We start from the raw sequence: 12,564 nt of genomic DNA, 5'->3' as shown, positions 1-12,564 counted from the left end.
CCGGTTTCCGGACCGGCCCCCGTCTTACATCCTGAAACAAAGAACTTGTTCGCATTTGCCCAAGGCCCTCTGCGAAGGATGAGCGCTGGAAAAATGAAATTTCAGAAAGGCTTATCTCGGGAAGTTTTGCCGTCAATCTACTGGGGCCGCGAAAAAAGAGTGACGAAACGGTGATTATCGCGCCATAGTATTCTCAAGCCGCGGCGTCCTTTGAACGACCGGGCACCAATGATGCCGGACATACCGGACGTGGGAGGTGATTTTGGACAACGCGCAGTTGCTGGTCAGCGGGTTGGCAAACGGATGTGTCTACGGTCTGATCGCACTTGGCTTTGTGCTGATCTACAAAGCAACGGAGGCCGTGAACTTCGCACAGGGCGATTTCATGATGCTTGGGGCGTTCGTGACCATCGGCCTGACCAATACCGAATATATGGGACTGCCTTTCTGGCTTGCTCTGCCAATTTCCTTCATGGTGATGGGCGCTTTGGGCTATCTGCTCGAGCGTCTGATTATCCGACGCCTGTTTGGTGAAAGTCAGACTGCCGTTGTAATCCTGACAATCGCTCTGGGCTTTGTCATCCGGTTCGCCGCCGGTTTGATCTGGGGGCACGAGCCGCAAACTCTGCAAAACCCTTTGGCGGGCAAGGAGGTCCGGTTCGGCGGGCTGGTTCTGGGGATGGAAGACGTGGCCGTCATTGGCGTCACTTTTGTTCTGACCTGGGGTCTTTACGCGTTTTTCAACAGAACAAAGCTCGGACTGGCGATGCAGGGCGCTTCGCAGAACCAACTGGCGGCCTATTACATGGGCATCCCGGTTCGGCGCGTTCAGGGCTTTGTATGGGCTCTGGCAGGCATTGTCGCAGCTATTGCGGGTTTTCTGTTCGCCGCCAAGGGGTCGGTCGACCCGACAACAGGACTGCTTGGTATCAAGGCCTTCGCGGCTGCGGTTATCGGCGGCTTCGGAAGCCTGCCCGGCGCTTTGGCGGGTGGGTTGATTGTTGGGGTGATAGAACCGTTTGCAAGCCGTTACATCGCGGCGGGTTACAGCCAGATCGCCCCTTACGCCTTGCTTCTGGCCGTGCTGGTTTTCCGACCCAACGGATTGTTCAGCCAAGTACGTATCAAGAAGGTCTGATCATGCGGGTTGTTTTCAAAACAAGTTACATGCAGGACATCAGACCGTGGAAGGACGGGTACCAGTTGGGAATGTACCTGGCCTTGCTTGTCACAGCCGCCGCCGCACCCTGGTGGCTGGATGATTTCTATCTTGGTGAACTGACAAACGTTCTGATCTGGGCGGTCGCAGGACTGGGATTGATGCTGCTGACCGGCCACACCGGTCAGGTCAGCCTGGGTCACGCTGCCTTTCTGGCCGTTGGATGTTACGCCAATGTCATTCTGATCGAGGCTGGAATTCCCTTTGTGGTCGCGTTTCCACTGGCCGGGGTTCTGACCGGCATCGCCGGAGTGACTGTTGCCATCCCTGCCCTGCGGTTGCATGGGATTTACCTGGCGATCTTCACGATGGCTTTGTCCATTCTCATGGACGACATAATCGTGCTGGCCGAACCCATTACCGGAGGTGTCTCGGGTAAGTATTTGGGCGGGGTCGAGATTTTCGGACATCTGGTGGATCGCTGGGCGACGCCGTCCTGGTTCTACTGGCTGGTTCTGTCAATTTCGGTTGTTGTCACATTGGGCTATATCAACCTTCTGCGCTCGCCTTTGGGGCGCAGTTTTATCGCCGTACGGGATTCCGAGGTTTCCGCACAGGCCATGGGCGTGGATATCGCCCGAACCAAAATGATCTCGTTCGCCTTGTCCTGCATGGTCACGGGCTGGGCTGGCGCGCTGATGGGCATGTTTGCCGGCGCGTTCAACAACGAGACTTTCAGTGTCCTGATTTCGATTCAGTTGCTGATGATGATCGTGATCGGCGGGCTTGGATCAATCCACGGTGCCTTTTTGGGCGCGATTGTCATTGGTTTCCTGCCGCAATTCCTCTCCATTTCAAAGGAATACGTGGGGGCCTTTATCGGCGGGAACACGGTTGCCGTTCCGGGACTGGAGTTTGGTATTTTCGGAATGATCCTGATCGGGTTCATTCTATTTGAGCCGATGGGCATTTACGGCCGCTGGCTGAAAATACGCACATGGTTTGAGCTGTTTCCCTTCTACCGAAGAGATATGTTCAAAAGGCAGAAATCCTATCTCAGAACGGAGCGTCTGAGATGAGTTTTCTGAACTTCGAAAACGTCACCCTCAAGTTTGGCGGACTGACGGCCGTAAATGACTTGTCGTTTTCAGTTGAAAAGGGTGAGGTTTTCGCAATCGTTGGTCCGAATGGTGCGGGAAAATCTACCGTTTTCAACCTGATATCCCGGTTTTATGATCCAGTTTCCGGATCCATCATATTCGACGGACATGATCTGCTGAGGGTTAAACCCTCTGGCGTTGCCGGTTTTGGTGTTGCGCGCACATTTCAAAATATCGAGCTGTTCGAGCATGCCACGGTCCTCCAAAACCTGCTGGTCGGGCGGCATCGGCATCGTAAAGCTAATTTGCTTTCTCAGGTCCTGTTCACAGCGTCCGCAAAAAGACAGGAGATTGAAAACCGGGAGAAGGTTGAAGAGATCATTGAATTCCTCGACCTGCAGGCCTTTCGCGACAAGATGATATCGGGCCTGCCCTACGGTGTCCGCAAAGTCGTCGAGGTAGCGCGGGCATTGGCCACCGAACCCGGCCTTTTAATGCTGGACGAACCGGCCTCGGGTCTTTCCGTTGAAGAGACAACTGACATGCGATGGTGGATCGACGATATCAGGCGGCAAATGGGCATCACTGTGCTGATGGTGGAACATGATATGGGGTTGGTGTCCGGCGTGTCGGATCGGGTTCTGGCCATGGCGGACGGTGCCCGGCTGGCCCTGGGAACACCGGCAGAAGTTCAGTCGCATCCGGCCGTTATCGAAGCGTACCTGGGAAAGGCTTCATGAGAGAACCGATCCTGACCATCCGCAATGTCGAAAGCTTCTATGGCCCGATCATGGCCATTCGCGGTGTATCTTTGGAGGTACACGAAGGCCAGATCGTTTCCATCCTGGGCGCGAACGGTGCTGGCAAGACGACCCTGTTGAAAACGATCTCGGGTGTAATGGACCCGGAAAAGGGGCGGATCAGATTTGAAGGACACGATATTCAGGGGGCCGAGCCGCACATCGTTGTTCGGAAAGGAATTGTGCACGTCCCTGAAGGGCGCGAAGTTTTTCCGTTGCTGACAGTGGATGAGAATCTGAGCCTTGGAGCCTATACTTCGACCGACAGGACACGTGTCGAGCAGGACCGGGAACTGGTTTTTTCCTATTTCCCGATCCTGAAAGAAAGGCGGTATCAGGAGGCCGGAACGCTGTCGGGGGGGCAACAGCAAATGCTGGCAATCGGGCGCGGGCTGATGGCGAACCCGAAGATCATGCTGCTGGATGAGCCGTCGCTGGGGCTATCACCCATTTTGGTGCAGGAGATTTTTGGCATCCTGAAACGTCTGAACGAAGAACAGAAGATGACAATGATGCTGGTTGAACAGAACGCAAATGCAGCGCTGGAACTGGCACATTATGGATACGTGATGGAAGTCGGCCGCATCGTCATGGACGGGCCTTCCGGCGATCTGATGAAATCCGACGATGTCCGGAACTTCTATCTGGGCGTGCAAGAGGACGGTGCGCGCGAAAACCGCCGTTGGAAACGCAGAAAGACGTGGAGGTAGGCGATGAATATCAGCCCCCTGCCCCCTCAGACGACGATCAACGGTGTTCAGTACAATGCAATGCCAGGTCAGCGCCCGGTTTGCGTGGATGGCTGCATCACCATCGGTCAGTTGTTCCGAAAACGTTGTTTGGAACTGGGTAGCCGGACGGCACACCGCGAAAAGGATTATGGTATCTGGAAGTCCTACTCGTGGAATGACTACTGGAAACATGCCGAATGGATCGGGCTTGGACTGCGGAAACTTGGCCTGCAACGGGGCGAGGTCGTTTCAATCCTTTCCGAGGACCGCAAAGAATGGGCCTGGTTCGACATGGGCATTCAGGCCGTCGGTGGCATCGCCTCGGGGGTTTATACAACTGACTCGGCCAAGCAGTTGAACTATTTGATAAATGACAGCGGCAGCCGATTTCTGATTGTCGAAAACGAAGAGCATCTGGACAAGTATCTCGAGATACAGGGCGACGTCCCCGATCTTTTGAAGGTCATCATCCTTGAGGACGAAGGCCTGCACGATCTGGATCATCCACATTGCCTGATGGTCGATGACCTTTATGAGATCGGGAGACAGGCTGCTGTAGAGGAACCGGATCGGTTTTCGGCAGAAATTGCCAAAGCCTCTCCTCCGGATACGGCATTGCTGGTCTACACGTCCGGCACCACCGGAATGCCGAAAGGCGCAATGCTGAGTCACGAGAACATTCTGGCCGCCATCGAAGCCGGAGCGCATTCGATGCCGACCATGGCCAGTGACGAACAGCTTTGTTTTCTGCCTCTCTGTCACATTCTGGAACGGGATGTATCGGTATTCTTCCCTCTGGCCGCGAAGTGCACGGTGAACTTCGCAGAAAGCCCGGAGACGGTTTTTGCCAACCTGCAGGAGGTTTCGCCCACAACCTTCACGGCGGTTCCGCGGGTATGGGAGAAGATCTTCTCACACGTTCAGATCATGGCGCAGGAGGCTACGCCGATAGGGCGCGCAGCCTATGGAATGGCCCTGAAGGCCGGCTACCGCCGCGCTGAATACCTGCTTTCCGACAGGCCTGTTCCGATGGGTGTGTCCGCGTCCTTCTGGCTTTGGGACGGGCTGGTGCTGCGAAATCTCAGGCGCATGCTGGGGCTGGATCGAATTCGGCGCGGTGGCACAGGGGCAGCGCCGATTTCGCAAGAGCTGCTGAAATGGTACTGGGCCATCGGCGTGCCGTTGATCGAAGGGTTCGGCATGACGGAAACAGCCGGACTGGCGTCCATCAACACGCTGACAGACAACAAGATCGGTTCAATTGGCAAGGCCGTAGCAAACAATGACATCCGGATTTCGGACGAAGGCGAAATTCAGATCAAAGGGTTGAACATCTTCCAGGGTTACTGGCGCAACAACGCGAAAACGGCCGAGACATTTACGGCCGACGGCTGGCTTAAGACAGGCGATATGGGCCGCATCGACGAAGATGGCTTTGTGTCCATCACGGGACGCCTGAAAGACATCATAATCACTGCTGGCGGCAAGAACGTCACCCCGGCCGAGATTGAAAGCCGCCTGAAGTTCAGCCACTACATTTCGGACGCGGTCATCATCGGGGATCAGCGCAAGTATCTGACCGCCCTGATCATGATTGATCAGGAAAACGTAGAAAAATACGCGCAAGGCCGGAAAATCCCGTTTTCAAGCTTTGCGTCCCTGTGTGCAGCTCCCGAAATAAGGGATCTGATCGGCGCTGAAGTATCGTCGGTCAACGACGACTTCGCCCGCGTCGAGCAGATCAAGGACTTTCGCCTCATCGACGTTCTGCTAACTGCCGATGATGACGAACTGACCGCCACGATGAAACTCAAACGGAGTTTTGTTGAAAAGAAGTACGCACATCTCATTGAAAATATGTACGAATAGACATGGTGTACCCCAAAGGGAGGATGAACATGAAGAACGTGATGAAAGGACTGGCAGCATTCGCCGCCCTGTCGGTTTCGCCGAATCTGGCGATGGCCGAAACGCAGGGCGTCACTGATAGTGAAATCGTCATCGGTTCGGTCAATGATCTGAGCGGGATCTTCGCTGCAGTTGGTGTTCCTGCCACAAAGGGCGCAAATGTGGTCTTTGACCGCGTGAACGCCGAAGGTGGCGTTCATGGCCGGACTATCCGCTTTGTCGTCGAAGACAACGGCTATCAGATGCCACGCGCCATGCAGGGCTACAACAAACTGCTGAATCGCGACAAGGTTTTTGCCATGTTGCAATCGCTGGGAACACCAATGAACTTGGCGGGGTTCAAGCTGTTGGATCCAAAGGGGATTCCCAACGTTGCCCCTCTGACAGCCGCGCGTCAGATGTTGCAGGAGCCCATGCGCAACAAATTCACGTCCTTCTCGACCTACTTCGATCAAAGCCGTGTTGGTGTGAAGTATTTGGCCGATCAGTTCGGGTCTCAGGCGGTGTGCAGCATGTATCTGCCAACAGACTTCGGGGAAGAAATCCTTGAAGGAACGAAGGCAGGTGCCGAAGAAGCAGGCATCAGCTTTGTCGCCGAGACCACGCACAAGCCGGATGAGACGGATTTCGTCGGCTCGCTCAGCAAATTGCGGGATGAAGGATGCGATATCGTGACGATAGCGCTGGGGGTAAGGCAGGCGATAACCGTTGTGGGCACTGCCAAGAAGATGGGCCTTGAGGATATGAAATTCCTCGGCACCTCGGCCAGCTTCCTGACCGTGGTCGCCCAGGTGCCAGGCGGCGTGACCGAAGGCTTTTACGCCGCAGCCTCCTGGCAGGACTTGTGGGCGCGGGCAGATGAACCTGCGCCCGCAGCCTTCATTGAAGAATACAAAACGGCTACAGGCGAAGACCCGGTGGGCTTTGCGATGCTGGGGTATTCAGCGGCGGAAATGATGGTCATGGCGCTTGAGGCCGCAGGCCCTGATCTGACGCACGACAGCTTCATCGCCGCGATGGAAACGTTGGACTATCAGGACGAGTTGATCGGGAATCACATGTCATTCGGCCCCGATGATCATCAGGGCGCCGATTCAGTCTATGTCAACGTGGTTGAAAACGGAGCCTGGAAACTGGTCTATGAGGAATAGCTCAGGGACACTCCTTACCTGAATTCAACGACAACGACCCGCCCGCTTGGGCGGGTCTTGCGTATTGGAGGCATGGCGCTGATCTCGGCACCCGCTAAGCTTGCGCTGTCACGAAACTGTTATTATCTGGCGGTATGGCTACATCTCGAATCGAAAATCGGCTGAACCTGCAAAACTGCGAAGTCATAGCGCAGGGAAACCGTCAGTTTGTTTATCAACACCCTGATTCGCCGGACACGCTTCTGAAAATTCCGCAACCTCATACCCAGGACGAAAACGCCAACCTGGTGACGGACACGTGGTTCGACCGTCTTTTTCGCCGGTCTACGGTGTTCAAAGGGTTCTTGCGCGAATTTCATGAGTCCTTTGACCTGATGGTTCGCTATCAGAACCGAGACGAACCTATTCCGGTCTGTGAAGTCCGCGGCGTCATCCAAACCAATCTGGGTCTTGCGCTGATGTACGAGCGCATCTCGGAACCGGACGGCCAATTGTCACCCAGCCTTAAGGAGCTGGCCCAAAGCGGGCGTCTCACGCAGGAGCATCTGGATTCACTGAATAAACACTTTGACATGTTGGTCGAAGAACAGGTCCTTATCAGCAACAAGAATGCTGGAAACATTGTCTATCAGTCGTTCTCTGACGGGTCCGGGCGATGGGTATGGATCGACAGTTTTGGCAGCAAGCAGATGATACCCATTCGCCGCTGGTCGCGCCGTATGAACAAGCGCAAACTTGATCAGATTAGGCAAAGGTTTATGGGCCTCGCCGAAGCGGCGTTACAACAAAGCAAAGCTGAACAGTAACCTGCGTTCAGACGAAACCAGCGGTTTATTACCTGCAACTGGCGCAAGCGCCTGAACAAAAAAACGGTCGCAATTTCTTGCGACCGTCTGAATTCTGAATCTCTGTAGCTTATTAACGCTTCGAGAACTGGAACGAACGGCGTGCCTTGCGCTTACCGAACTTCTTACGTTCCACAACGCGGCTGTCGCGGGTCAGGAAGCCAGCGGCCTTCAGGGCGCCGCGCAGGCTGGGATCGTACAGCTGCAGTGCTTTCGAGATGCCGTGCTTGACCGCACCGGCCTGACCGGTCAGGCCACCGCCTTTGACGGTTGCGACAACGTCGAACTCACCTTCCACGCCGGCAACCTGGAACGGCTGGCGCAGGATCAGCTGCAGAACGGGACGTGCAAAGTAGACGTCCTGATCCTTGCCGTTCACGGTAACCTTGCCGGAACCCGGCTTGATCCAAACGCGGGCAACAGCGTCTTTTCGCTTGCCGGTGGCGTAGGAACGGCCCAGCTCGTCACGTACGGGTTCACGCACGATGACTTCTTCGGCCACGGTTTCAACGCCTGCGACGGCGCTCAGCTCTTCGAGAGTATTGATCTGATCAGCCATCGGTCATTAGCTCCGGGTGTTTTTCTTGTTCATGGACTTGACGTCCAGAACTTCGGGGGCCTGGGCTTCGTGCGGGTGCTCGGCACCGGCATAAACGCGCAGGTTGGTCATTTGCTGACGCGCCAGACGGTTGCCCGGCAACATGCGCTTGACCGCCTGGGTCACGACGCGCTCGGGGTGTGCTCCCTCGAGGATCTGCTGCTTGGTGCGCGATTTGATGCCGCCCGGGTGGCCAGTATGCCAGTAGAAGTTCTCTTCGCGCTTCTTGCCGGTCATCTGGATTTTGTCAGCGTTGATTACGATGACGTTGTCGCCCATGTCCATGTTCGGGGTGAACGACGCTTTGTGCTTGCCACGCAGACGCATGGCGACGATCGAGGCAAGACGGCCCAGAACAACGCCCTCGGCGTCGATCAGGATCCATTTCTTGTCGATGTCTGCAGGTGTTGCAGAAAAGGTTTTCATGGCAGGATAGTCCTGTTTGATGTGAAAGACCGCCCCTGGCGGAGCGGCCCGAATTCGATGGATGGGGTTTAGACCTACTGCAATCCCCGGTCAATACATGTAAACGTGATTTAATTAAGTAATTACAGCAGGTTAAAAAATCGGTATTATTTTACCCCAAAAAACTTGGTCCAAAACGGCCATCATTTACCACACTGATACAGTCACAGGTATGTCATGTCTCTTGGATGCGGAGAAGTCACATGAAGGAACTGACCCGGACAATAGCCAAGTATGGAGCTGCCTGGCAGGAAACCGATGCGAATAAGCGCCTTGAATTGCTGACGCAGTGCTTCGCGGAAAATGGTCGATATGTAGATCCGACCGCTGATGTTTCGGGCCGAAAGGAATTGTGCGCGCATATTGGGAATGTCCTGGAGGATGCGAATGGCCGCGTCGACATTACCAGTAGCCCGACATCACATCATGACGTGGTCCATTTTACGTGGCACATGGTGGCGCCCGATGGCTCGGTCATGGTTGCGGGACATGATTTTGTTCATCTGGATGCACAAGGAAAAATTGCGCATTTGGCCGGATTCTTCGGGGACCCATCGCCTCTGCCTTAGCAATCAGACACTGATTTGTTCGGGTGGGTTGTCCAGCAGAGCCCGTAAGCGGTGCATCGCATCTTCAAATCGTTCAAGGGACACATGCCCGTTCATGGCAATGCGTACCGCGTTCGGGGCGCGACCATCGCGCAGTGCGAATTCATCTGCCGAGCGCAGCTGAATTCCTTCACGCTCTGCTGCGCGGCTGAAGGCTGCGGCGCGCCACCCCGATGGAAGGTTTAACCAGACAAATGGCACGTCCGGTGCCCAGTTCAGATCGAAGCCGCCCAGTGCGTTTACCGCAACGCGCACATATTCCCCCATCCGCTTGCGCACATCCTGCGTCACCTTTCGGGTCCGGGGATCTGACAGCAACAGACGTGTCAGTTCGGCCAGAGGCTGCGCGAGACCGAAATATCCGTATTCCGCCGAACGGCGCAGATCCACGCTACGCTCCCTTGGTGCGATGGCGAACCCGACCCGCAGAGCCGGTGTCAGAATTTTCGAGATCGAAGAAACGTGCCATCCCCTTTCGGGCGCCAACGCGCGATAGCTTGGCTCGCGGGCGTCCCCCATGCGATAACAATCGTCCTCGATAATCTGAACGTCATAGCGGCGAGCGACCTCGACAACCTCTTTTCGCCGTTCCAGTGGCGTGTGTGACCCGGTCGGGTTTTGTACTTCGGGCGAGACGCAGACAGCCTGTGCCGGGGTCTGGCGCAAAACATGCTCCATCGCGTCCGGATCAATTCCCCATCGGTCCATTTTAACGCCGACAACCTGCGCGCGCATCAACTCTCCGGCCCGGCGGAACCCGGCGTAAGACAAGTCTTCGACCAGAACGACCGGCTTGGGGCCACGCAAGATAGTCTGAAACACCAGGCACAGCCCGTTCTGTCCGCCGTGTGTCAGTACAATATCATCATGGGTCAATGCGCCCAGCGGAAGATCTGAAAGCCAGTCGACCACCGCCTGACGCATCGGCTTGTACGCGTCACGCGTTGGGTAGTTCAGGAAAAGGCCGGGATCGGACTGAGCCACCTTCTGTAGGCATTCCCGGATCAAAGCCACCTGCCCTGCATCGGCCAGGCGCGGGCTGAACAGACTTACATTTGCGTTGTACTTGTCATCCCGCAAATGCAGCTGCCTAGCCCAGACATCGTCCAGAATGGGCGATTGTGGCGGGGCTACAAATGTACCACGCCCGACCTCGGCGTGTAGCAAGCCCTCGTCCGTCAGAATCGTATAAGCGCGTGCAACAGTGCCGGGCGTGATCTGCAGTCGATACGCAAGCTCCCGGACCGGAGGTAGTTTCGCACCAACTTCCAGAATATTGTTATCAATGGCTTTTCGGATTGTGTCGGCCACCAATGTATACTTGGGACCTTTGGATTTTGGCAATGACTCTGGCCAAATTGTATCCATTACAATTCTTCCTTTGATTTTGACACAATCCTGAATGTATCAAGCACATGTACCGAACATTTACGCTTTGTGTCAATACAATTTGAAAGGAACCATGACATGACACGCGCAATGCACAACCCCGCCCTTATGCTGCTGACCGACAGCCCCCGGCTGCCGCTGATCGCCGCACTGGCAGTGCGGTTTGCTGCGACGGTCACCAAATGGGAACAACGCCGCCGCAGCCGCGTCAATCTTGGAAAGCTAGACGAAAAATTGCTGCAGGATGTAGGTTTGACCCGGCATCAGGCCTATCGCGAAACCAAACGCTATTTCTGGATGAACTAGAGATCCCCAGTCCCATTATTGGGACCTCTTCCCTGGCCGGGGCATGCCCCCGGCCTTTTTTATCCAAAAGCGGCCGCAGCCGATCCTTCCGGCGGAAGAGAGTATGTCATGCTGGCCCGCGCAACGGGTTTGTCCGAGCCTTCTGAAAACATCAGGACGTCACCGACAGCCAATGTCCGCCCCAGTTTCAGCAAACTACAATGTGCAATCATGTCCGCGCCGCCATCGGGTTTGCGCAGGAAATCCATTGAAGCGCTGGTCGTAACCGCCAAAGCCTGCCGCCCTTTTCTGGCCAGAACCATCGCATAGACACTGACATCGGCGAGCGCAAAGATGGAAGGGCCCGAAATGGTGCCGCCGGGCCGAAGGTGCCGGTCAGCAACAATCAGGCGCATTTTGACCGAGTCGTCAGACAATTCCTCGACCATGAAATCCTCGCGAACCTGCGGAAAGACCTGCGCCAGATAATCAGACAGTTCTTTTTTGTTCAGCGCCAACGACATACTTCCACTCCTCGCCTTGTCGCCCTAGAGTTGGCGCACAGCCAGCAGGAGGGCAAGATGGCAATTCTGGAACGTAACGACACCGGCGCAATCGCACATCTGAAAATGAACGCGCCCGAACGCCTGAATGCCCTGAGCGACGAAATGCTGGCGGCGCTGCAGGCCGAGCTTGACGCACTGAAATCCGATGCCTCGATCCGCGCAGTGATCCTTTCCGGTGCCGGGAAGGCATTTTGCGCAGGACACGACCTGAAGCAGATGACCGCCGGTCGCCAGGCTCCGGACCGCGGGCGGGGGTATTTTCAGGACCTGTTCGCGCGGTGTGCCCGGATGATGATGTCCATCCAGTCCCTGCCCCAGCCCGTCATCGCGCAGGTACATGGCATCGCGACCGCCGCGGGCTGCCAGCTTGTCGCGACTTGCGATCTGGCGATTGCGGCCGAAGGCACGCGGTTTGGCGTCAATGGGGTAAATATCGGGCTTTTCTGTTCAACGCCGATGGTTGCGCTTAGCCGGAACATCCCACGCAAGCATGCATTCGAGATGCTGACCACCGGCGACTTCATTTCTTCCGAAAGGGCAGCTGAGCTGGGGCTTGTGAATCGGGCAGTGCCGGAAATGCTGTTGGAACATGAAACGATGTCTTTGGCCGAACACCTGGCGACCAAACTCGGAACCGCTGTAAAAATTGGGAAAGAGGCGTTTTACCAGCAACTCGAAATGCCAATCCAGCAGGCCTATTCCTATGCCGGCGACGTAATGGCGGAAAACATGCTGCATCGGGATACCGAGGAAGGAATCTCGGCTTTTATCGAAAAACGGCCGCCAAATTGGCACCAATGAGGCAATTGTTTTACATTTTTTTCCTCACTGTCCGTATTTTTGCACTTTTCAAAAGGGCGACACTGTGGCAAAGCTGGGTCGAGGCTAAGGCCTCAACGATACTTTTGGGTCGCCGTGGGCGGAAGGTCCCTCCGAGCTGGTCTCTCTCACCGGCGCAG

General features: G+C 55.6%; 14 protein-coding genes. 10 read left to right on the top strand and 4 right to left on the bottom strand.

All coding sequences use genetic code 11. From position 1 onward, the window contains the following. Nucleotides 1-262 precede the first annotated feature (262 nt). The 7 genes from ACR0J2_RS02315 (at nt 263) to ACR0J2_RS02285 (ending at nt 7,655) form a co-directional block, all read left to right on the top strand. On the top strand, nt 263-1,138 hold the full coding sequence (locus ACR0J2_RS02315; RefSeq protein WP_480812020.1) for a branched-chain amino acid ABC transporter permease: 876 nt from the start codon (nt 263-265) through the stop codon (nt 1,136-1,138). A gap of 2 nt (nt 1,139-1,140) precedes the next feature. Beyond that, on the top strand, nt 1,141-2,238 hold the full coding sequence (locus tag ACR0J2_RS02310) for a branched-chain amino acid ABC transporter permease (protein ID WP_480811549.1): 1,098 nt from the start codon (nt 1,141-1,143) through the stop codon (nt 2,236-2,238). Further along, a complete protein-coding gene (locus ACR0J2_RS02305; RefSeq protein ID WP_480811548.1) occupies nt 2,235-2,999 on the top strand; it encodes an ABC transporter ATP-binding protein in 765 nt (254 codons plus the stop codon). The genes ACR0J2_RS02310 and ACR0J2_RS02305 overlap by 4 nt, the downstream gene beginning before the upstream one ends. Continuing rightward, nucleotides 2,996-3,769, top strand: coding sequence for an ABC transporter ATP-binding protein (locus ACR0J2_RS02300; protein ID WP_480811547.1), 774 nt, complete (start codon nt 2,996-2,998; stop codon nt 3,767-3,769). The genes ACR0J2_RS02305 and ACR0J2_RS02300 overlap by 4 nt, the downstream gene beginning before the upstream one ends. Before the next feature lie 3 nt (nt 3,770-3,772). Beyond that, nucleotides 3,773-5,659 carry an AMP-dependent synthetase/ligase gene (locus ACR0J2_RS02295; RefSeq protein WP_480811546.1) on the top strand — a complete coding sequence of 629 codons (1,887 nt, stop codon included), beginning with the start codon at nt 3,773-3,775 and terminating at the stop codon, nt 5,657-5,659. Between the two features lie 29 nt (nt 5,660-5,688). After that, nucleotides 5,689-6,849, top strand: a complete 1,161-nt coding sequence (locus tag ACR0J2_RS02290; protein WP_480811545.1) for an ABC transporter substrate-binding protein — start codon at nt 5,689-5,691, stop codon at nt 6,847-6,849. A 134-nt stretch (nt 6,850-6,983) separates the two neighbouring features. Continuing rightward, on the top strand, nt 6,984-7,655 hold the full coding sequence (locus tag ACR0J2_RS02285) for a YrbL family protein (RefSeq protein WP_480811544.1): 672 nt from the start codon (nt 6,984-6,986) through the stop codon (nt 7,653-7,655). Between the two features lie 112 nt (nt 7,656-7,767). On the opposite strand, the gene rpsI is transcribed toward ACR0J2_RS02285, so the two are convergent. Then, entirely contained in the window at nt 7,768-8,253 is a 486-nt protein-coding gene (rpsI, locus tag ACR0J2_RS02280) for a 30S ribosomal protein S9 (RefSeq protein WP_170615060.1), read from the bottom strand. Between the two features lie 6 nt (nt 8,254-8,259). After that, nucleotides 8,260-8,718, bottom strand: a complete 459-nt coding sequence (rplM, locus tag ACR0J2_RS02275) for a 50S ribosomal protein L13 (protein WP_039536983.1) — start codon at nt 8,716-8,718, stop codon at nt 8,260-8,262. Nucleotides 8,719-8,960: 242 nt separating this feature from the next. On the opposite strand from rplM, the gene ACR0J2_RS02270 reads away from it, so the two are divergent. Continuing rightward, entirely contained in the window at nt 8,961-9,326 is a 366-nt protein-coding gene (locus ACR0J2_RS02270) for a nuclear transport factor 2 family protein (protein WP_480811543.1), read from the top strand. Nucleotides 9,327-9,329: 3 nt separating this feature from the next. Here the strand turns inward: ACR0J2_RS02270 and ACR0J2_RS02265 are convergent, their stop codons facing one another. After that, nucleotides 9,330-10,733 (bottom strand): aminotransferase-like domain-containing protein, encoded by a 1,404-nt coding sequence (locus ACR0J2_RS02265; RefSeq protein WP_170806328.1) that lies wholly within the window; start codon nt 10,731-10,733, stop codon nt 9,330-9,332. Nucleotides 10,734-10,832: 99 nt separating this feature from the next. Here ACR0J2_RS02265 and ACR0J2_RS02260 point away from each other — a divergent pair, with 99 nt between their 5' ends. Continuing rightward, nucleotides 10,833-11,060, top strand: coding sequence for a DUF1127 domain-containing protein (locus tag ACR0J2_RS02260; protein WP_480811542.1), 228 nt, complete (start codon nt 10,833-10,835; stop codon nt 11,058-11,060). Nucleotides 11,061-11,119: 59 nt separating this feature from the next. Here the strand turns inward: ACR0J2_RS02260 and ACR0J2_RS02255 are convergent, their stop codons facing one another. Next, the gene (locus ACR0J2_RS02255; RefSeq protein WP_170806327.1) at nt 11,120-11,563 is read right to left on the bottom strand and encodes a PaaI family thioesterase; all 444 of its coding nucleotides are present in this window, start codon (nt 11,561-11,563) and stop codon (nt 11,120-11,122) included. A 30-nt stretch (nt 11,564-11,593) separates the two neighbouring features. On the opposite strand from ACR0J2_RS02255, the gene ACR0J2_RS02250 reads away from it, so the two are divergent. After that, nucleotides 11,594-12,406, top strand: coding sequence for an enoyl-CoA hydratase (locus ACR0J2_RS02250; protein ID WP_480489837.1), 813 nt, complete (start codon nt 11,594-11,596; stop codon nt 12,404-12,406). The last annotated feature ends 158 nt before the right edge of the window (nt 12,407-12,564 follow it).

The organism is Ruegeria sp. CG4 (genome assembly GCF_056537185.1).
Note: the sequence above shows the minus strand (reverse complement) of the source record. Positions and strands in the feature narration are given on the sequence as shown.

Bases quoted from the DNA above. Each gene is read 5' to 3' on its own strand.
- ACR0J2_RS02255 (WP_170806327.1), bottom strand. From the start codon at position 11,563: ATGTCGTTGGCGCTGAACAAAAAAGAACTGTCTGATTATCTGGCGCAG.
- ACR0J2_RS02305 (WP_480811548.1), top strand. From the start codon at position 2,235: ATGAGTTTTCTGAACTTCGAAAACGTCACCCTCAAGTTTGGCGGACTG.
- ACR0J2_RS02265 (WP_170806328.1), bottom strand. From the start codon at position 10,733: ATGGATACAATTTGGCCAGAGTCATTGCCAAAATCCAAAGGTCCCAAG.
- ACR0J2_RS02290 (WP_480811545.1), top strand. From the start codon at position 5,689: ATGAAGAACGTGATGAAAGGACTGGCAGCATTCGCCGCCCTGTCGGTT.
- ACR0J2_RS02285 (WP_480811544.1), top strand. From the start codon at position 6,984: ATGGCTACATCTCGAATCGAAAATCGGCTGAACCTGCAAAACTGCGAA.
- rpsI (WP_170615060.1), bottom strand. From the start codon at position 8,253: ATGGCTGATCAGATCAATACTCTCGAAGAGCTGAGCGCCGTCGCAGGC.
- ACR0J2_RS02260 (WP_480811542.1), top strand. From the start codon at position 10,833: ATGACACGCGCAATGCACAACCCCGCCCTTATGCTGCTGACCGACAGC.
- ACR0J2_RS02310 (WP_480811549.1), top strand. From the start codon at position 1,141: ATGCGGGTTGTTTTCAAAACAAGTTACATGCAGGACATCAGACCGTGG.
- ACR0J2_RS02295 (WP_480811546.1), top strand. From the start codon at position 3,773: ATGAATATCAGCCCCCTGCCCCCTCAGACGACGATCAACGGTGTTCAG.
- ACR0J2_RS02270 (WP_480811543.1), top strand. From the start codon at position 8,961: ATGAAGGAACTGACCCGGACAATAGCCAAGTATGGAGCTGCCTGGCAG.
- rplM (WP_039536983.1), bottom strand. From the start codon at position 8,718: ATGAAAACCTTTTCTGCAACACCTGCAGACATCGACAAGAAATGGATC.
- ACR0J2_RS02300 (WP_480811547.1), top strand. From the start codon at position 2,996: ATGAGAGAACCGATCCTGACCATCCGCAATGTCGAAAGCTTCTATGGC.